The sequence below is a fragment of the Pseudactinotalea terrae genome (assembly GCF_009733845.1).
Lineage (GTDB): Bacteria > Actinomycetota > Actinomycetes > Actinomycetales > Beutenbergiaceae > Pseudactinotalea > Pseudactinotalea terrae.
In genome coordinates this window covers 531,141-550,005 of sequence record NZ_WNXZ01000001.1, presented here as the reverse complement: position 1 = coordinate 550,005, position 18,865 = coordinate 531,141, and the positions used below count along the sequence as shown (strand labels likewise).

At 70.2% G+C, this 18,865-nt stretch carries 16 protein-coding genes and 1 tRNA gene; 9 read left to right on the top strand and 8 right to left on the bottom strand.

Translation table 11 applies throughout. The annotated features are described in order from the left end of the window. Positions 1–81: 81 nt before the first annotated feature. A complete protein-coding gene (aceE, locus tag GPA03_RS02485) occupies positions 82–2,838 on the top strand; it encodes a pyruvate dehydrogenase (acetyl-transferring), homodimeric type (RefSeq protein WP_241681047.1) in 2,757 nt (918 codons plus the stop codon). A gap of 1 nt (position 2,839) precedes the next feature. On the opposite strand, the gene GPA03_RS02480 is transcribed toward aceE, so the two are convergent. Continuing rightward, positions 2,840–3,271 (bottom strand): VOC family protein, encoded by a 432-nt coding sequence (locus GPA03_RS02480; RefSeq protein WP_156250407.1) that lies wholly within the window; start codon positions 3,269–3,271, stop codon positions 2,840–2,842. 124 nt (positions 3,272–3,395) lie between these two features. Here GPA03_RS02480 and GPA03_RS02475 point away from each other — a divergent pair, with 124 nt between their 5' ends. The 5 genes from GPA03_RS02475 (at position 3,396) to GPA03_RS02455 (ending at position 8,329) form a co-directional block, all read left to right on the top strand. After that, positions 3,396–4,553: a PucR family transcriptional regulator gene (locus GPA03_RS02475; protein WP_241681129.1), complete on the top strand. Its 1,158-nt coding sequence runs from the start codon at positions 3,396–3,398 to the stop codon at positions 4,551–4,553. Between the two features lie 78 nt (positions 4,554–4,631). After that, the gene (locus GPA03_RS02470; RefSeq protein ID WP_156250405.1) at positions 4,632–5,567 is read left to right on the top strand and encodes an ACP S-malonyltransferase; all 936 of its coding nucleotides are present in this window, start codon (positions 4,632–4,634) and stop codon (positions 5,565–5,567) included. 49 nt (positions 5,568–5,616) lie between these two features. Beyond that, on the top strand, positions 5,617–6,669 hold the full coding sequence (locus GPA03_RS02465; protein WP_156250404.1) for a beta-ketoacyl-ACP synthase III: 1,053 nt from the start codon (positions 5,617–5,619) through the stop codon (positions 6,667–6,669). 100 nt (positions 6,670–6,769) lie between these two features. Then, positions 6,770–7,018, top strand: coding sequence for an acyl carrier protein (locus tag GPA03_RS02460; RefSeq protein ID WP_156250403.1), 249 nt, complete (start codon positions 6,770–6,772; stop codon positions 7,016–7,018). Between the two features lie 87 nt (positions 7,019–7,105). Further along, on the top strand, positions 7,106–8,329 hold the full coding sequence (locus tag GPA03_RS02455) for a beta-ketoacyl-[acyl-carrier-protein] synthase family protein (RefSeq protein ID WP_156250402.1): 1,224 nt from the start codon (positions 7,106–7,108) through the stop codon (positions 8,327–8,329). A 30-nt stretch (positions 8,330–8,359) separates the two neighbouring features. Here GPA03_RS02455 and GPA03_RS02450 read toward each other — a convergent pair whose 3' ends face one another. The 5 genes from GPA03_RS02450 to GPA03_RS02430 form a co-directional block, all read right to left on the bottom strand. Beyond that, positions 8,360–8,872, bottom strand: a complete 513-nt coding sequence (locus GPA03_RS02450; RefSeq protein ID WP_156250401.1) for a DUF3145 domain-containing protein — start codon at positions 8,870–8,872, stop codon at positions 8,360–8,362. Positions 8,873–9,033: 161 nt separating this feature from the next. Then, complete coding sequence (locus GPA03_RS02445; RefSeq protein ID WP_156250400.1) at positions 9,034–10,206, bottom strand: hypothetical protein; 1,173 nt, start codon at positions 10,204–10,206, stop codon at positions 9,034–9,036. 116 nt (positions 10,207–10,322) lie between these two features. Then, the gene (locus tag GPA03_RS02440; RefSeq protein WP_156250399.1) at positions 10,323–11,852 is read right to left on the bottom strand and encodes an alpha-N-arabinofuranosidase; all 1,530 of its coding nucleotides are present in this window, start codon (positions 11,850–11,852) and stop codon (positions 10,323–10,325) included. Between the two features lie 34 nt (positions 11,853–11,886). Continuing rightward, on the bottom strand, positions 11,887–13,113 hold the full coding sequence (locus tag GPA03_RS02435) for a multidrug effflux MFS transporter (protein WP_241681046.1): 1,227 nt from the start codon (positions 13,111–13,113) through the stop codon (positions 11,887–11,889). A gap of 74 nt (positions 13,114–13,187) precedes the next feature. Then, entirely contained in the window at positions 13,188–14,078 is an 891-nt protein-coding gene (locus GPA03_RS02430; protein ID WP_156250398.1) for a phenylalanine 4-monooxygenase, read from the bottom strand. Between the two features lie 62 nt (positions 14,079–14,140). Between GPA03_RS02430 and GPA03_RS02425 the strand changes: the two genes are divergently transcribed. Continuing rightward, positions 14,141–14,605, top strand: coding sequence for an Lrp/AsnC family transcriptional regulator (locus GPA03_RS02425; RefSeq protein WP_156250397.1), 465 nt, complete (start codon positions 14,141–14,143; stop codon positions 14,603–14,605). Here GPA03_RS02425 and GPA03_RS02420 read toward each other — a convergent pair whose 3' ends face one another. Further along, on the bottom strand, positions 14,606–15,754 hold the full coding sequence (locus tag GPA03_RS02420) for a PIN domain-containing protein (protein WP_156250396.1): 1,149 nt from the start codon (positions 15,752–15,754) through the stop codon (positions 14,606–14,608). A gap of 169 nt (positions 15,755–15,923) precedes the next feature. Between GPA03_RS02420 and GPA03_RS02415 the strand changes: the two genes are divergently transcribed. Continuing rightward, positions 15,924–16,700: a peptidoglycan-binding domain-containing protein gene (locus tag GPA03_RS02415; RefSeq protein ID WP_156250395.1), complete on the top strand. Its 777-nt coding sequence runs from the start codon at positions 15,924–15,926 to the stop codon at positions 16,698–16,700. Between the two features lie 4 nt (positions 16,701–16,704). On the opposite strand, the gene GPA03_RS02410 is transcribed toward GPA03_RS02415, so the two are convergent. Next, positions 16,705–16,778 (bottom strand) — tRNA-Ile (locus GPA03_RS02410). Between the two features lie 133 nt (positions 16,779–16,911). Between GPA03_RS02410 and GPA03_RS02405 the strand changes: the two genes are divergently transcribed. Continuing rightward, positions 16,912–18,852, top strand: a complete 1,941-nt coding sequence (locus GPA03_RS02405; RefSeq protein WP_156250394.1) for an elongation factor G — start codon at positions 16,912–16,914, stop codon at positions 18,850–18,852. Positions 18,853–18,865: the final 13 nt, after the last annotated feature.

Here is an 18,865-nt window from a genome sequence, read left to right as displayed (position 1 = left end):
CGACCGCGCGAGGCGCCGCTGCCAGGCCGCAAGATCTGGCGGGTGCCGGCAGCGAACCGAAGCCCTGGAGAAGAGGAACCCGTGACGTCCACTGCAGGTCCACTTATCAACGGTCTGCTCAGCCAGGTCCGCGACATCGACGCGGAAGAGACGAGCGAGTGGCTCGAGTCACTCGACGGCCTGGTCGAGAATCGCGGCGGCCCGCGCGCCCGCTACATCCTGCTCAACATGCTCAAGCGAGCACGTGAGCACGGCGTGGTCGTGCCGCAGCCGGTCACCACCCCCTACGTCAACACCATCGGTGTTCACGACGAGCCGTACTTCCCCGGCGACGAGGCGATCGAGCGCCGCTACCGCGACTACCTGCGGTGGAACTCCGCGATCATGGTCACGCGTGCGCAGCGGCCCGAGATCTCGGTCGGCGGGCACCTGTCCTCCTACGCCTCCGTCGCGACGCTCTACGAGGTAGGCCTCAACCACTTCTTCCGCGGCAAGGACCACCCCGGCGGCGGCGACAGCATCTACTTCCAGGGCCACGCGGCCCCGGGCATGTACGCGCGGGCGTTCCTCGAGGGCCGGCTCTCCGAGGCCGATCTCGACGGCTTCCGCCAGGAGCTCTCCCGCTCCTCGGGCGGCCGCGGGCTACCCTCCTACCCCCACCCGCGCAACATGCGCGACTTCTGGGAGTTCCCGACGGTCTCGATGGGCCTCGGCCCCGCATCGGCGATCTACCAGGCGTGGTTCAACCGGTTCCTCGAGGGTCGCAGCGTCAAGGACACCTCGGACCAGCGCGTCTGGGCATTCCTCGGCGACGGCGAGATGGACGAGCCCGAGTCGCGCGGCATGCTGCAGCTCGCCGCCCAGCAGGGCCTCGACAACCTCACGTTCGTCGTCAACTGCAACCTGCAGCGCCTCGATGGGCCGGTCCGCGGCAACGGCAAGATCATCCAGGAGCTCGAGGCGTTCTTCCGCGGCGCGGGCTGGAACGTCATCAAGGTGATCTGGGGCCGCGACTGGGACCCGCTGCTGGAGGCGGACAAGGACCGCGCCCTGGTCAACCTGATGAACAACACGCCCGACGGCGACTACCAGACCTACCGCGCCGAGTCCGGCGCGTTCATCCGGGACCACTTCTTCGGTCGCGACCCGCGCACGAAGGCGCTCGTCGAGAGGATGAGCGACGACGAGATCTGGGCGATGAAGCGCGGCGGTCACGACTACCGCAAGGTCTACGCCGCCTACGACGCGGCGGTCAAACACGAGGGCCAGCCCACTGTGATCCTGGCCCACACCGTCAAGGGCTACGGACTGGGTTCCTCGTTCGCGGGCCGTATGTCCACGCACCAGATGAAGAAGCTCAAGCTCGAGGACCTCAAGGGCCTGCGCGACTCGCTCGAGATCCCGTTCACCGACGCCGAGCTCGAAGCCGACCCGTACCTGCCGCCCTATTTCCACCCCGGGGTGGACTCCCCCGAGATCACCTACATGATGGATCGCCGCAAGGCGCTCGGTGGGTTCCAGCCGGAGCGGCGCGACAAGCACGTGCCGGTCACACTCCCGGCCGACAAGACCTACGAGCGACTCGCCAAGGGGTCCGGGCAGCAGGAGGTCGCCACCACGATGGCGCTCGTCCAGCTGTTCAAGGACCTGCTGCGCGACAAGGACTTCGGCCGGCGGATCGTGCCGATCATCCCGGACGAGGCCCGCACCTTCGGCCTCGACGCGATCTTCCCGAGCACGAAGATCTTCAACACGCAGGGCCAGCACTACCTCGCAGCCGACCGCGAGCTGCTGCTCTCGTACAAGGAGTCGGAGGCTGGTGGGCTGCTGCACACCGGCATCAACGAGGCCGGCTCGGCCGCCGTGTTCCAGGCGGTCGGCACCTCCTACGCCACGCACGGCGAGCCGATGGTGCCGTTCTACTTCTACTACTCGATGTTCGGCTTCCAGCGCACGGGTGACCAGTTCTGGGCGGCCGGCGACCAGCTGACCCGAGGGTTCCTCATCGGCGCCACGGCCGGCCGCACCACGCTGACCGGGGAAGGCTTGCAGCACGCTGACGGCCACTCCCCCATCCTCGCGTCCACCAACACCGCGGTGGTCAGCTACGACCCGGCGTACGGCTACGAGATCCGTCACATCGTCAAGGACGGTCTGGAGCGGATGTACGGGGAGGACAACGGGAGCGAGACGCAGCGCTCCCGTGACGTGATCTACTACCTGACGGTCTACAACGAGCCGATGCTGCAGCCGGCCGAGCCGGAGAACGTCGATGTCGAGGGCATCCTCAAGGGCATCTACAAGCTCCGCGACGGCGAGGGCGAGGGTCCCCGGGTGCAGCTCCTCGCCTCGGGTGTCGCGGTGCCGTGGGCGCTCGAGGCGCAGCAGCAGCTCCGCGAGGACTGGGGCGTCGTGGCGGACGTGTGGTCGGTGACCAGCTGGACGGAGCTCCGCCGGGACGCGCTGGCTGCCGAGCACGACGCGTTCGTCAACCCCGGTGGCGAGCAGCGCACCCCGTACGTGACCGCCAAGCTGGCGGACGCGCAGGGCCCGTTCGTGGCAGTGACGGACTACGACCACCTGGTCCCCGACCAGATTCGCGCGTGGGTCCCGGGCGACCTGCTCACGCTGGGTGCCGACGGGTTCGGGTTCTCCGACACCCGCCCGGCCGTGCGTCGGCACTTCCTCATCGACACCCAGTCGATCGTCACGCGTGCGCTGCAGGGCCTCGCGCGACGTGGCGAGGTCGACGCCTCCGCGCCGGCACAGGCGGTCGAGCGCTATCGCCTGCTCGATGTCAACGCCGGTACCACCGGCACCGCGGGCGGCGACTCCTAGATCAACGCTGCTGCTTCGCCCAGGCCTGACCGGCCTGCGCGAGGTCGGTGTCGAACGGGTTGTGCGCCACCTCCCACCGGAACCCGGCCGGGTCGGCGAAGTAGCCCGAGTAGCCACCCCACTCACGATGCCTGCCTGGGACGACCTCGCTCGCCCCGGCCCGCCGGGCGGCCTCGAGCACCGCGTCAACGCGTGCCGGGTCGGCGACGTTGTGAGCGAGCGTCATCGGCGCAAGTCCGGGTACGGGCTCGCCCACCTCCTCGCGGAAGCTCGCGAGCTCCCAGAGGGACAGCACCAGCCCGGGCCCGACCTGCAGGAAGATCACATCGCCGCCATCCTGGCGAGCGTGCCACCCCAGGCCGTCGACGTAGAAGCGCCGGGCAGCATCCAGATCGGGGACGGCGAGGGTGACGAGGCTGAGGTACTGGTCCATGCCAGCATCCTGTCTCAGGACACCGACAGCGGGTGTCCGTTGTGGGAGTTCCACAACATCGGCCTATCCTGGCGCGGTGAGCACCGAGTCCCGACCGAAGGTCGCACCACCAGGCAGCGACGACATGGTCAAGCGGCTGCGGAGCGGCACCAGTCAGCTCACCTCGGCCGCGCTGGCCCGGCTCGACAGCGAGCTCGCCTGGTACCGCGCGCTGCAGGCCGAGGACCGGTCCTGGATCGGGCTGGTGGCGCAGGCGGGCATCGCCAGCTTCATCGCCTGGTACGAGAACCCCGAGCGGGGCACCTCGAACGCCGCTGAGATCTTCCGCGCCGCTCCCCCGGAGCTGACCCGTTCGATCTCGCTGCAGCACACGCTCCAGCTCGTGCGCATCGTCGTCGAGATCGTCGAGGAGCACACCGAGACCCTCGCTACCCCCGCTGACCGGTCCGCGCTGCGCGAGGCCGTGCTGCTCTACTCGCGCGAGGTCGCGTTCTCTGCTGCCGAGGTCTACGCCCGGGCCGCGGAGTCACGCGGTGCGTGGGACGCCCGGCTCGAGGCGCTCGTGGTCGACTCGCTGCTTCGCGGGGAGGCCGACGAAGGGCTGCGCTCACGCGTGGCCGCGCTCGGCTGGGCGGGCCGCGGCAACACGATCGTGCTGGTGGGATCGGTCGAGCCGCACCTCGACGACGTCAGCTCGGCCGAGCTGCGCCGCGCGGCCCGGCGGGCCTCCTCGGACGCGCTTGTCGGCATCCAGGGCGACCGCCTCGTCGTGGTACTGGGCGGCGAGGGCAACCTACGCGCCCAGGCCGAGGCCCTCCTCGACAGGTTCGGCCCGGGTCCGGTCGTGATCGGGCCCCAGGTGCGCTCGCTCGCCGACGCCGGCAGGTCGGCGCGTGCCGCCCTGTCGGGTCTCGTCGCCGTGACCGCCTGGCCATCGGCCCCGCGGCCCGTGCTCGCCGACGAGCTGCTCCCCGAGCGGATGCTGATCGGAGACGTGGACGCGCGACGCACGCTGCTCTCGGAGGTCTACGCACCGCTGCTCGGCGTGGGCGGCCACCTGCTGGAGACGCTCAGCGCCTACCTCAGCGAGGGGCGCTCGCTCGAGGCGACCGCACGACAGCTGTTCGTGCACCCGAACACGGTTCGGTACCGCCTCAAGCGCATCACCACCGTGACCGGCTGGGACCCGACGGACGCGCGGGAGGGATTCGTGCTCCAGATCGCCCTCGCGGCCGGGCGGCTCGATGCCGCGGGCCCTCACTCGGACAGCGGGCGCTTGTAGAGTGTCCACAACGACACCGGCACAGCTTGTTGCGATCCGGCGTCCTTGCGAGACGACGACGGACGGGAGAGTAGACAGGTGATCGCCGTACTGTGCCCAGGTCAGGGCTCGCAGACCCCCGGGATGCTGACGCCGTGGCTCGAGGTCGAAGGTCTGAGCGCCGAGCAGATGCTGGCGCGCCTCGGTGAGGCAGCGCAGGTGGACCTGCTGCACCTCGGCACCGAGGCGGATGCCGAGGCCATCAAGGACACCGCCGTCGCACAGCCGCTGATCGTCGCCACCTCCCTGCTCAGCCTCGCTGCGCTGAGCGGCAGGGCCGGCGCTCACACCGACTGGACCGCCGTCACCGCCGGGCACTCGGTCGGCGAGTACGCCGCTGCCGTGGTCGCTGGCGTGCTCGATGACGGCGACGCGCTCGGGCTGGTCGCCACCCGCGGCCGCGCGATGGCCGAGGCGGCCGCCGCTACTCCCACCGGGATGGCTGCCGTGGTCGGCGGGGAGCCTTCCGAGGTCGTCGCCGCGATCGAGTCGCTCGGGCTCGTCGCGGCCAACGTCAACGGCGGCGGCCAGGTCGTCGCCGCCGGAACCCTCGAGGCGCTCGAGCAGCTCAAGGAGAACGCACCCGCACGCGCCCGGGTGATCCCGCTGGCCGTCGCCGGCGCCTTCCACACGCGCTACATGGGCAGCGCGGTCGAGGCGGTCTCCGCCGCTGCCGAGGCCCTCACCCCCGCCGATCCCATCGTCCCGTTGCTCACCAACGCCGATGGCTCGGTCGTGACCGACGGCACGACGGCGCTGCGCCAGATGGTCGCGCAGATCTCGCGCCCGGTGCGCTGGGACTCATGTCAGGACCAGTTGCTCGCGCTCGGTGTCACCGCCGCGATCGAGCTCGCCCCCGCCGGTGTCCTCACCGGCCTCGCCCGGCGCACGCTCAAGGGCGTCGAGACGGTCGCCCTGAAGAGCCCGGACGACCTCGACGCCGCAGCCGAGCTGATCGCACGTCACCGCGCGTGACCACGCCGAAGTCTCGAACCGCATCCCCGACCGACCGCGAGGAGAACGCATGACCGCCACGCTGCGCCCGACCGAACCGGTCACCGGTTCTCAGATCCTCGCTGTCGGCGGGGCACGAGGCGAGAACCTCGTGCCGAACGAGGACATCGTCGGCCCGATCAACTCCTCCGACGAGTGGATCGTGCAGCGCACCGGCATCAAGACCCGGGCGCGCGCCAACCCCGAGACCACGATCCTCGACCTCTCGGCTGCCGCCGCCGAGGAAGCCCTGGCCAAGGCCGGGATCGCACCGGGCGACGTCGACGCCGTCATCGTCGCGACCGTCACGCACTTCGAGCAGACGCCCGCACTGGCGACGCTGCTGACCGAGCGTCTCGGTGCCACGCCCGCCGCGGCGTTCGACATCTCGGCGGCCTGCGCCGGGTACTGCTACGGCATCTCCCAGGCCGACGCCCTGGTGCGCGCGGGCACCGCCGAGCACGTGCTCGTTGTCGGCGTCGAACGGATGAGCGACTTCATCGACCCGACCGACCGCACGATCTCGTTCCTCCTGGGTGACGGTGCCGGAGCCGCTGTGGTGGGCCGTTCCGACACCCCACGCATCGGTCCGACCGTGTGGGGCAGCGACGGCAGCCTCGCGGGTGCGATCTATCAGACCAAGCCCTGGCTCGACTATCGCCGCGAGGAGCTGGGCGAGCCCATGCCGGAGCGCGCCGAGCTGGCCGAGGAGGTCTCGCAGATGGTCACCCCCACGCTGCGCCAGCAGGGGCCCACCGTGTTCAAGTGGGTCATCACCAACATCCCCAAGCTGGCCAGGCGCACGATCGAGGCGGCCGGGCTCACGCCCGCTGACATCGACGTGTTCATCCCCCATCAGGCCAACATGCGCATCACCGACCAGCTCCTGAAGACGCTGGGGCTGCGCGAGGACGTCGTCGTCGGTCGCGACATCGCCGACACCGGCAACACCTCCGCGGCCTCGATCCCGCTCGCGACCGAGCGGCTGCTCCGCGAGGGCGCTGCCAAGAGCGGCGATGTCGCGCTGCAGATCGGTTTCGGCGCCGGCATGGCGTTCGCCGGGCAGGTCGTGATCCTGCCCTGATCCGCGCGTTGCCGCGCGAGCGGCGACCTCAGTCCGCAACACTGGGTCCGCGAACGGTCGAGATCGACCAGCAGACCCACCACAGAAAGGGAAGCCACCCATGGCGCACAGCGAATCCGAGATCCTCGAGGGCCTCGCCGAGATCGTGAACGAGGAGACGGGCCTGCCGACAGACGCGGTCACGGCCGAGAAGTCCTTCACGGACGACCTCGACATCGACTCTCTGACGATGATGACCGTCGTCTCGGTCGCCGAGGAGAAGTTCGGGGTGACGATCCCCGATGAGGACGTCAAGAACCTCACCACCGTCGGCGACGCCGTCAGCTTCATCGCCCAGGCCCAGGCCTGAGCCCCGAGCGGGTGCCGCAGCCGGTATCGGCGCGGCACCCGCTCGTCCATTCATCCAGCCATCCACGCAACGAGGGAGCGACGAACCGTGACTGATCAGGTCGTGATCACCGGACTCGGAGTCACCAGCCCGCTGGGCGGAGACGTCGCCAGCACCTGGGAGGCCGCCCTCGCGGGCCGCTCCGGTGTCAACATTCTTGAGCACGACTGGGTTGAGCAGTACGACGCGCCCGTTCGCTTCGCCGGTGAGCTCGCCGTGCCGGCCGCCGACGTGCTCAGCGTGCCTGAGACCCGCCGCATGGACCCGAGCGCTCAGTACGCGGTCGTGGCCGCCCGGCAGGCCTGGGCGGACGCCGGGAGCCCGGAGATCGACCCCACGCGTCTCGGCACCGTGGTCGCTTCCGGCATCGGTGGCGTCTGGACGTTGCTGTCCCAGTGGGACAACTACAAGGAGAAGGGACCCCGCCGGGTCTCCCCGCTCACGGTGCCGATGCTGATGCCGAACGCGCCCTCGGCGCAGGTCTCGATGCTGGTCGGTGCGCGCGCGGGTGCTCACACCCCGGTCTCCGCGTGCGCCTCGGGTGCCGAGGCGATCGGTTACGCCACCCAGATCATCCAGTCCGGCCGCGCCGACATGGTGCTCGCCGGCGGTACCGAGGCACCGATCCACCCGCTGCCGCTGGCCGCGTTCGCGCGGATGCAGGCGCTCTCGACCCGCAACGACGACCCGCAGGGTGCGTCGAGGCCCTACGACATCACCCGCGACGGCTTCGTCATGGGCGAGGGTGCCGGGATCCTTGTGCTCGAGCGCGAGTCGCACGCGCTCGCGCGCGGCGCCACGATCTACGCCCGCGTGGCCGGGTTCGGGATCACCTCGGACGCGGCAGACATTGCGGCACCGGCCCCCGAGGGCCAGGAGCGCGCGATGCGTGCTGCTCTCGAGGACTCCGGGCTCGCCAGCACCGACATCGTGCACGTCAACGCGCACGCCACCTCCACGCCGCTCGGCGACATGGGTGAGGCGAGCGTCGTCGCCAAGGTCCTGCCGCACAGCCCCGTCGTGTCCGCCACGAAGTCGATGACCGGCCACCTCCTGGGTGGCGCCGGTGCGCTCGAGACGATCTTCACGGTGCTCGCGCTGCGGGACCGCCTGGCACCACCCACGATCAACGTGACCCAGCCGGAACCCGAGCTGCCGATCGACCTGGCTCGTGACACGCCCCGCGACCTGCCTGAGGGTCAGGTGGCGGCGTTCAACAACGGCTTCGGGTTCGGCGGCCACAACGCCAGCCTGATCGTCGCCTCGGTGTGACCTGCGTCGGCTGAGCCGGCTTCCCGGCCCTCAGCCGACGCGGTGCAGCCAGCGCACGGGCACACCAGCACCCGCGTAGCGGAACGGCTCCAGCTCGTCGTCCCAGGCCTGCCCGAGCGCGAGGTCCAGCTCCTGACGCAGCCGTACCGGGTCGGCTGCGTGCTCCATGGCGGACCGGATGCGGTCCTCGGGGACGACGACGTTGCCGTGCACGTCTGTCTGGGCGTAGAAGATGCCGAGGTCGGGCGTGTGGCTCCAACGACCGCCGTCGGTGCCGCGTGCCGCCTCCTCGGTCACCTCGTACCGGAGGTGGGACCAGCCGCGTAGTGCCGACGCCAGGCGAGCGCCGGTCCCGACGTCACCTGTCCACGACAGCTCGGTGCGGAACAACGTGGGCGCAGCGGGCTGCGCAGACCAGTCCACAGCGACCCTGGAGCCGAGCACGGACCCGATGGCCCACTCGACGTGAGGGCACAGCGCACGGGGTGCAGAGTGCACGAAAACGACACCGCGGGTGATCACACCAGACGCCAATGCAGGCATCGCCGCTCCTTCCAGCTCGGACGAGATTCGTCTTCCCCAACGCATCTCTTCCGCTGCCAGCAAGCGCGACTCACGGCTCGTGCTGCCTATTGTGCCCTATCTCGGCTCATTTGCGGCAATCCTGGCGATGGGATCGCCGCCCGGCACGTCACGCTGCCGCGTCACTGGTCCGCAAGCACCCACCGGTAGGCGGAGGCGTCGCCGCTCCAGTTGAACAGCTCCTGCCATGTCACCGCGGTCACGTCGGCGGGGACGTCCAGCACCGACAGCCCGGTGTAGGTCTCACCCGGTTGCATCTCCGAAGGTGCGCTCTCCTCCGTGCCGACGCAGAACAGCCCGGTGGCGAAGGCACTGGTCTCGATCACCTGGTCGCCGGCCAACGCGCCGAGCTCCCAGCCGATGAACGTGTAGGTGCCCGGATCCTCGTCCGCCATGGCAGGCAGGACCGTGAACTCCAGCGTCAGCCCGAGGTACTGATCGCTCTCGGGTTCGCCGCACAGCGTGCTGCCCGTTCCCTCGGGCTGCCAGCCGACCACGTGCTCCAGGAGCCGGACCTCCACGACGGGCTCCCCCGAGATCCCGTAGACCAGCGCGGGCTCACCGGCGGCGAGGTCGACGAAGTCGCCTGCTGCGGTGCCGCCGTCATCGGTGGTCGGGTCGCCCGTCGGGTCCGCGGTGGGCTCGTCCGAGGTGACCTCCTCGGTCGGCTCCTCCGAGGTCGCGTCGTCGGTCGGCTGATCCGAGGTCGCGGACGTCGAGGGCTCGACGGCCGTCGGGTCCTCGTCGCCACCACGGAACAGGGACGAGATGCCCCACACGAGCCCACCGAGGACCAGGACCGCCACGACGGCGACCACGATCATCGTGGTGGTGTTGCGCGCCTTGGGCGCCGGCCCACCGGGTCCGACGGCTCCCGCGGGTCCGTACGGGCCAGCGGGGTAGCCCCCGCCGGGAGCGTAGCCACCGGCCGAGCCGGCCGCGTATCCGCCCTGCTGCGGGTTGTACGGCGAGGCGCCAGGCTGCTCGAGCCCGGCGCTCGGTGCGTAGGAGTAGAGCCCCGGCTGACCTGGTGGGGTGGGCTGGGCCGACTGGGCCGGCAGTGCCTGCGTCACCGGCGTGCCCATGGTCTGGGTCGCCTGCTGATCCTGCTGCTGGGTGCGCTGGCTCGGGGAGGTGTTCTCCGCCGCGACCGCTGCAGCGAAGGGGTCATCGACCCAGAACTGCCAGCCGTCCGGCGCGGCCGGCCAGGAGGGGTCGGGCGCCCAGCCCGGTGGCGGCGTCCAGCCCTCGGGTGGCTTCGGCCAGCCCGGCGGTGAGTTGAACGTCTGAGCCATGGGGCTCCCCCTTCTGGTACGCCGACGCCGGCTGATGACCGATGCCCGACGCGCACCATCCTAGGAGCGCCGCGGGTGCCCGCACACACACGCGGGCGGGCACCTCTATCCCGCGCTCAGCCCGCGGTCAGCTGCACCGAGACCGTGGCGAACGAGTGCGGCGGCAGCGACACCGTCACCTTCCCACCGACCACCGGCCCGATCTCGAGGTCACGCGGCGTGACTGCCTCGGTACCGCCGGGGACGTTGTGGGCGGCCGCGTCATCAGGAGCCAGCACGCGGCCGGTCAGTGCGGTGACCTCGCGGCCACGCAGGTCGAGCGTGATGTCCGTGGCCTCGGTCAGGTGCAGGTTCGACAGGGACACGAGGGCGGTGTCGCCCGAGATCGAGGCGGAGGAGGAGACGCGCCGCAGCTCGGCGCCGTCGACGTCGATCGCGCGATCCTCGCCCAGCAGGTGCACGGCGAGCGACGCGGCGTCCTGGTGGCCCTTGTTCATCTCGAACACGTGGTAGGTCGGCGTGAGCACGAGCTCGCCGGTGGCCTCGTCGGTCAGGAGCATCGCCTGCAGCACGTTGACCGTCTGCGCGATGTTCGCCATCACCAGGCGCTCGGCGTGCTCGTGGAACACGTCGAAGTGCAGGCTCGCCACCAACGCGTCGCGCATGGTGTTCTGCTGGTACAGGAAGCCGGGGTTGGTACCGGGCTCGACGTTGAACCAGGTGCCCCACTCGTCGAGGATCAGGCCGACCTTCTTCTGCGGGTCGTAGCAGTCCATGACGGCGGAGTGCCCCGAGATCAGCTCGTCGATCCGCTGCGCCTTGACGAGGGTGGTGTAGTACTCGTCGGCGTCGAAGTCGGTCGCGCTGCCCTTGTCCTTCCACTCGCCGGGCACCGTGTAGTAGTGGAAGGTGATCGCCTGGAAGATGTTCTTCGGGTCGTGCTGGCATCCGAGGCAGCTGAGCGCCTTCATCAGCTGCTCGGTCCAGTGGTAGTCGTCTTCCGACGCGCCCGCCGCGATCTTGTACAGCTTGTTGTCCCCGTGGTTACGGCAATAGGTGGCGTACCGGCGAGCCTCCTCGGCGTAGTGCTCGGCCGACATGCTGCCGCCGCACCCCCACGGCTCGTTGCCGATACCCCAGAAGGGCACGTTCCAGGGCTTGTCGCGCCCGTTGGCACGGCGGAGGCGGGCCATCGGCGAGTCGCCGTCACGGGTGAGGTACTCGACCCAGTCGCTCATCTCTTTGACGGTGCCGGAGCCGACGTTGCCGTTGACGTACGGGTCGGCACCGAGCATCTCGCACAGCGCCATGAACTCGTGCGTCCCGAAGTGGTTGTTCTCCTCGATGTCGCCCCAGTGGGTGTTCACCATCCGGGGCCGCTCCTCGCGGGGCCCGATGCCGTCCATCCAGTGGTACTCGTCGGCGAAGCAGCCGCCGGGCCAGCGCAGGTTCGGGATGTTGAGCGCGCGGAGCGCCTCGACGACATCGAGCCGGATCCCGCCCTCGTTCGGGATCTCGGAGTCGTCTCCCACGTAGAACCCACCGTAGATGCACCGTCCCAGGTGCTCGGCGAAGTGTCCGTACAGGTGCTTGCTGATCTGCGGTCCCTCGACGTCGAGGTCGATCACCGCACGCAATGAGGTCATGGATGTGAACGTTAACAGCGGAAGGCCGCCCGCGTCACCCCACGCGTACGGCGCGCCGGTGCCCGACCCAGAGCAGGAACCCGAGCAGCGCGAAGCCGGCAGCGGCGAGAGCCACCGTGAGCAGGCTCGCCGTCACCAGCGGCGCGATCACGCCGGCGAGCAGCGCGTTGAACCCGAGCGATGCGAGCGTTCCCAGCGAGGCTGCGGCACCACGGTGGTGCGGGAAGGTGTCAAGGATCTCGAGCTGGATCACGGGGAACGCGACGGCGATGGCGCACGAGAGCAGGGCGGGTCCCACCATCGCGAGCGGCAGGTAGGGGTGGATCAGCATCAGCACGACGTTGAGCAGGCCGGCGCCGAGGGCGCACGCGAGCGCCGCGTCCACCAGCCTGCTTCGGCTGACCTTGTCGGCGAGCCGGCCCGAGAGCCACGCGCCCACGAGCATGCCGACGATGATCGGGACGAACAGCTTCCAGAAGTCCTGCTCACCCAGCCCGAACAGGTCGACCACGATGATCGGCGCGGCGGCGATGTACACGAACTGGCCGCCCATCGCGAAGGCGGTCACGAGAGCCAGCCGGATCATGTCGGGGTGTCGACCCACCTCGAGGATCGAGCGCACCACCGCGCCCACCCGCAGCGGGGAGCGCGCGCCCGGCGGGTGCGTCTCCGGCAGCAGGAGCAGCACGGCGAGGAGCGCGAGGATGCCGTACACGGCGATCGACCAGAAGATGACCGGCCACTCGCCGATCTTGAGGAGCCAGCCGCCAGCGACCGGGGCGATGGCCGGAGCCACGCTGAAGATCATCATGATGCGGCTCATCATCTTGTGCGCCTGCGGGCCGCTGAACATGTCGCGGACGACCACGCGCGAGACGATCGTGGCCGCACCCGCGAACGTGCCCTGCAGCGTCCTCATCACCAGCAGCACCGCGAGGTTCGGCGCCAGCGCGCAGCCGATCGAGGCGGCCACGTAGCCGATCAGGCCGGCGATCATCACCGGCTTGCGCCCCAAGGCGTCCGAGAGCGGGCCGTGGAAGACACTCATGACGGCGAATGCCAGCATGTAGAGGCTCGTGACCTGCTGCATCGCGGTGCTGTCGGCGCCGAACTGCTCGCCGATGCGCTCGAACGCCGGGAACACCGTGTCGATCGTGAACGGTCCGAGCATGCTGAGCCCGGCCAGGATCATGGTGACGACGGCGCCGGCCGGAGGAGCCAACGGAGTCGGATCGTTTCGACTCCCGGCATGCTGGCTCACCCAGCAACTCTAGGCGCTCCCGCTTACGACCCCTCCGCCCGTCGCTGCGAGCCCCGACGAGAGCGGCGCCGCGCTCAGGCCACCTTGGCACCGGCGGCGAGACGGTCGGGCGTCTCGTCGGTGAAGTCGGCGAAGAACCCACCGACGCGTTCGGTCAGCTCCGCCATCCCCTGGCAGGCGAACAGCACCGGCTGGTAGTGCGTGATGTCGTAGTCGAAGGTCCCCATCTCGTGGAAGTCGAGGGGGCGGATGTCGGCACCACGGAACTCCTCGATCTCGCCGTACGAGGACAGGAGGCCGGCGCCGTAGCAGCGCAGCTCCCCCTGCTCGTACATCACACCGAACTCGATCGTGAACCAGAAGACGTCGGCGACGAACTGCAGCCCGGCCTCGGTCTCGCAGCGGCGGGCCGCCTCGCCGGCGAGACGCTTGACGTCCGCGATCTCGGGCGAGGCCAGCAGGTTCCCGTGGCCGACGATCTCGTGGAGGATGTCCGGCTCCGGTGTGTACAGCGGTGTAGAGCCATGCCGCAGGTACTGCGTGGAGTGGAAGACGCGGTCGGCAAGCGATCCGTAGAACTGATCCAGCGGCACCAGACCAGCGGCGGGATGGAGCCGGAACCCCGTGAGCGCTGTGAGTCGCTCGCTCACCTCGCTGAGCTGGGGCACGTGGTCCTCCGGAAGCGCGAGCGCCTCCTTCGCCTCACGGAACGCCCGGATCGCGTACGTCTCGTGCTTCCCGTGCAGCTCCCGCGACACCGTCTCCCAGATCCGGTGCTCCTCGTCGAGGTACTCGAGGTGGGGCAGCGGCTGACCGGGCTCCCACGCGAGCGCACCGGCGGCGATCTCGTTGCGGCGCGCCCGGTACTCGGGGTCATGGGCACCGGGGTGGTCGTCGGCGAGATGGACCGTCACGCCGTCTGGACCCTCGGTGACAGGTGCGTAGAGCTGTGCCTCTTCGAACATGTCGCCCTTGGTACGCGTGATCCGGCTCACATGCAACGATCATGTCGATACTCTCGACGTCCATGGCAACGAAGCCCACTCTCGACGACCTGGATCGAAAGATCCTTGCAATCCTGCGGCTTGATGGCCGACGGTCGTTCGCCGACGTCGCACGCGATCTCGACATCTCGATCGCCACCGTGAAGCGACGGGTGGACCGCCTGGAGGCCGACGGCGTCGTCCAGGGCTATGCGGCTGTGCTCGACACCGCGAAGCTCGGGCTCGGGTTCGAGGCCATCGTCGAGGTCTACTGTGCGGAGAAGACCACGCCGCGCGACGTGCTCGCCACGATCAGCGGCCTCGAGGAGGTCATCAGCGCGGTGACTGTCAGCGGCGAACCGGACGCGGTGCTGCGCGTGCAGGTCACCGATGTGCCCCACCTCGAGCGAGTCATCGAGGATCTGCGACGCCGGCCCAGCATCGTGCGCACCCGCACGATGCTGGTGCTCTCGGTGCTCGCGGACCGACCGGTCGCCCTCCGGACCTGATCAGGCAGGTGTCAGCAGGTATCCGTCGTCGTTGCGTTCCATCGCGATCACGCCGGCGGTCTCGGCCGCCCGCGCGAACTGCAGGAACGAGCGATATCCGAACGTCTTCTCCGTGAACTCGGGGTGGTCGCGCCGGAGATGGTCCTTGAGACCGTTGAGCGGCACCGGCTTGCCGTTCTTGCCGATGTCGGCGACGGCGTCCCGCAGCAGGCCGAAGGCCTCCTCCCGGCTTCCCCGCTCGCTCAGGCGAACCACGGGGTCGCCCTGGGCGGGTCCGTCGGTGACGTCGAGCACGCCCCTGTCGGCCAGGTGGCGGACGAGCTCGCCGAAGGCCCGGAAGCCATGGTCGGCCTCGTTGAACGTCGGGTCCTTGCGCAGCAGGGTGCGCTTGAGGACCGAGGCGGTCACGTCGGAGGCCGAGGTCCGTTCGAGGCCCGCCACGGTCTGCGCCACCAGCACGGCAACGTCCCGGGCGTCGGCCGCCGGCTCGTCATCAGTCTCTTGCTGCGGCTCGTCGGGCTCCTGGACGCGAGTGATGACGGGCTTGCGCGAGGGCTCCGGCCCGCCGGAGCCGCCGCTCTCGGGCGTGGCCGTCGGAGCCGGAGCCGTTGCCGCGCCGCTGTCGGGCTGAGCCTTCTTCGAGCTTCCCGACCTCCGCGAGGAGGAGGGTCGTGACTCCACACCGGCGAGGTCGTCGTAGTAGAGGAACTCGTCGCACGAGGGCGGGAGCATCTTCGAGGTGGAGTCGCGGACCCCGACCCCGATCACGCGCTTGTTGAGCTCGCGGAGCTTGTGGACCAACGGCGTGAAGTCGCTGTCGCCGGTGCAGATCGCGAACGTGGAGATGTAGTCGCGCGAGAAGGCCATCTCGATCGCGTCGACCGCCATCTTGATGTCCGCGGCGTTCTTGCGGGAGACACCCATGCGCTGCGGCATCTCGATGAGCTCGACGTGACCGCGCGTGAGCATGCGCCGGTCCTCGTCGAAGTAGGACCAGTCGGCGTAGGCGCGGCGCACCACCACGCGGCCACGCTCGGCGAGCGCGTCGCTGATCGGGAGCAGGTCGAACGGGGTCGCGAGGTGATCTCGTGCTCCGAGGGCGAGGTTCTCGTAGTCAAGGAGCAGGGCGATCCGATCGTCATCTTCCACCCGGCAACCCTAAGCCCGGCTCAGGACGCGGCGGTCGCCTGCGGCCCGGCCCCGTGGCGTGGGTTTCACCGACCCCGCGACCGCTCCCCCGACGTCGCGCCGCCGATGTATCTGGACGAGACCGCCCGGCTCCTGGCTAGCAACACCAGCCCTGGAAGAAGGAGTGAGCATGAGCGCGCAAGCCGTGTCGGAGCTGCCACGACGAGCGATGGGGGTGCCGAGCGCCGCGGAACGGGTCGAGCGTGCCAGCGCGGCGATCGGGCGAGGAGCGAGCTATTCGGGCATGTGCGAGAAGTTCGTGCGCACGTGCTTCGGGTTCTCCGCTCGCTACCCGAGCGCCCGCCAGGCGTGGGAGGCCACCGAACGACGCCGCTCCGGGACGCCACCGGCTGGCGTCCCGGTGTTCTGGGACATCACCAGCGGGAAGAACAATGACTTCGACCACGTCGCGATCAGCGTGGGGGGCGGGGTGTGCATCAGCACCTCGGCGGGACCGGGCCGCACAGTGGCCCGGGTCGGCATCGAGGACCTGACGCGCCGCTGGGGCATGCTCTACCGGGGATGGGCGGAGGACTATCACGGTGTGCTCGTGCACGAGCCGGAGGTGGTGGACCTGCAGACGACACCGCAGGGGTGGCCGGAGCAGGACCTGCCGGTCAAGTCGGCGCACACGGCGGACTCCCTGCGGGCGTGGCGGCTGCTGATGGCCTCGATCGGGCTCACGGACGCGCTGCTGGAGCTCGCCATGCAGCGGTGGCTGCGCAGGCGCGGCTACTACGCATCCCAGTTCGCTCTCGACGGCGACTTCGGTCCTCGCTCGATCACCGCCCTGCAGCGCTTCCTCCAGGCCAAGGGCCTGTATCCGCACGACACCGACGGGTGGCGTGGGCCACTGACGATCGGTGCCGAGATCCGGTACCTCAACGTGCAGCGGAGGTACCTGTGACAGGTGCCCCGGGTGGGGCTTGAACCCACGACCGACGGATTATGAGTCCGCTGCTCTGACCGGCTGAGCTACCGGGGCCGACGGCGGCCAGCCTAGTGCTCCAGAGGTTATTCGCTGGTCGCCCGCCGGCCGCGGTTCTAGATTGCGACACGGCCGGCCGCACGGTCGCGGTGACGGGAGGAGAGGCAGATGGGGCGCACGGAGCTCGATCTTGTCGACCCTGCTCCCGCTCACCCCGAGGATCTTCGTGCCCGCCGATCTTGTGCCGACTGCCGTGCTGCACCTGGGCGTTCTCGCCCATGTCGATGCCGGTAAGACCACTCTCACCGAACAGCTGCTCCACCACGCCGGCGTGGTCGACCGCCCCGGCCGCGTCGATCACGGCGACACGGTCACCGACGCCGATGACATCGAGCGCCGTCGGGGCATCACCATCCGAGCCGCCGTGGTCTCGTTCGAGCTCCACCGCGCCGACGGCGGGTCCGTCGCCGTCAACTTGCTGGACACGCCCGGTCACGCCGACTTCGTCGCGGAGGTCGAACGCTCGCTCGGAGTGCTCGACGCCGCCATCCTCGTGATCTCGGCCGTCGAGGGGGTGCAGCCGCAGACCCGCATGCTGATCCGGGCGCTGGAACGGCTCGGGCTGCCCTTCCTCGTCGTCGTGAACAAGATCGACCGTGCGGGGGCGCGAGGCCTCGAGCTGCTGGCCGAGCTCGACGCAGCGATGACCGGCCGGACGATCGCCCTGACGGCGCCCGCGGCGCTCGGCAGCCGCGACGCGCACCCGGCCCCGCGCACGGGTGACCAGCTGCTGGCGGACATCGCGGACGCCGTCGAGGATCACGAACCCGGAATCGTCCGGGCGTTCCTGGAGGAACGGGAGGTGGACCTCACGGCGGTGACAGCCGCCGTCGGCCGCCAAACGGCGGCCGGTCGGTTGCACCCGGTGCTGCACACCGCCGCACTCACCGGCGTCGGCATCGCGGAGCTCGTCGACGCGGTCGTCACGTACCTGCCGGCTGTCTCGCCGGCTGCGGGCGGTCTGCTGCGCGCCCGTGCGTTCCGGGTGGGGCGGGACGGCAGCGGGCATCGACTCGTCCACGTCCGCGTGGACAGCGGCTGCGTGCAGGCGCGCGACCGGCTGACCGTGCACCACCACGACCGATGGGGAGGTCGCGGCGTGCTCGAGGAGCAGGTCACCGGGAGCGCCGTCCTCGAGGGCAGCCGGCTCCGCGACGGCCCCGTGCACGCCGGCCAGATCGGTGTCCTGAGGGGCCTGGTACGTGCCGCCGTCGGGGATGGTCTGGGCGTGCTCGAACCTGGAGAAGCAGCCTGGCACTTCCCTCCCCCGGGTCTGGAGGCCGTGATCCGTCCGGCTGATCCCGCCCGTCGCGCCGATCTGCACCGCGCTCTGCTGGAGCTGGCGGACGCCGACCCGCTCATCGACGTCCGCATCGACGAGGGCGAGAGCGAGATCGCCGTCAGCCTCTATGGCGAGGTGCAGCGCGAGGTGCTCGGGACGAGGCTGGCCGAGGAGTTCGGGATCGACACCGAGTTCCTGCCGACGCGGGTGGTGCACGTCGAGCGACCCGCAGCCGCGGGTGAGGCTCGGCGGGACTCAGCCAGCGGGAACGCCCAGGTGGGGCTCCTGCTGGAGCCTGCAGCACCCGGGTCGGGCGCGCGGTACGTGATGGGCGTGGAGCGCGGCAATCTGCTGCCCGCGTTCCACACGGCCGTCGAGGCGACCGTGCACCAGCAGCTGCGACGCGGGCTGCAGGGGTGGCGGGTGGTGGACTGCGTCGTGACGCTCGTGCACGGGCGCTTCCACGCCGCCACGCCGAGCGCCGGCGAGTTCCGCCGCCTGGCCGCGGAGGCCCTTCGGGCCGCACTGCGTCAGGCGGGAACGATGCTGTGCGCTCCGTGGAGCCGGATCGAGGTCCGCATGCCGGAGGCTGCGCTCCCGGGCGCGCTCGCGCTGCTCGTCGACATGGGTGGCACACCAGCCGAGATCACCGCCGCGAACGGCGGCGCCACGCTCCTCGCCGACCTCGCGACCGAACGGATCGACCTGTACGAGCGGCGGGTGCCCGACCTCACCTCCGGCCTCGGCACCTTCCTCGCCGAGCCGGCAGGGTACGCACCGGTCGGCTGACGCGAGCCGTGGC

Excerpts from the sequence above, each read along its gene's own strand:
- GPA03_RS02480 (WP_156250407.1), bottom strand. The coding sequence starts at position 3,271 with ATGGACCAGTACCTCAGCCTCGTCACCCTCGCCGTCCCCGATCTGGAT.
- GPA03_RS02475 (WP_241681129.1), top strand. The coding sequence starts at position 3,396 with ATGGTCAAGCGGCTGCGGAGCGGCACCAGTCAGCTCACCTCGGCCGCG.
- GPA03_RS02465 (WP_156250404.1), top strand. The coding sequence starts at position 5,617 with ATGACCGCCACGCTGCGCCCGACCGAACCGGTCACCGGTTCTCAGATC.
- GPA03_RS02460 (WP_156250403.1), top strand. The coding sequence starts at position 6,770 with ATGGCGCACAGCGAATCCGAGATCCTCGAGGGCCTCGCCGAGATCGTG.
- GPA03_RS02450 (WP_156250401.1), bottom strand. The coding sequence starts at position 8,872 with ATGCCTGCATTGGCGTCTGGTGTGATCACCCGCGGTGTCGTTTTCGTG.
- GPA03_RS02445 (WP_156250400.1), bottom strand. The coding sequence starts at position 10,206 with ATGGCTCAGACGTTCAACTCACCGCCGGGCTGGCCGAAGCCACCCGAG.
- GPA03_RS02440 (WP_156250399.1), bottom strand. The coding sequence starts at position 11,852 with ATGACCTCATTGCGTGCGGTGATCGACCTCGACGTCGAGGGACCGCAG.
- GPA03_RS02430 (WP_156250398.1), bottom strand. The coding sequence starts at position 14,078 with ATGTTCGAAGAGGCACAGCTCTACGCACCTGTCACCGAGGGTCCAGAC.
- GPA03_RS02425 (WP_156250397.1), top strand. The coding sequence starts at position 14,141 with ATGGCAACGAAGCCCACTCTCGACGACCTGGATCGAAAGATCCTTGCA.
- GPA03_RS02415 (WP_156250395.1), top strand. The coding sequence starts at position 15,924 with ATGAGCGCGCAAGCCGTGTCGGAGCTGCCACGACGAGCGATGGGGGTG.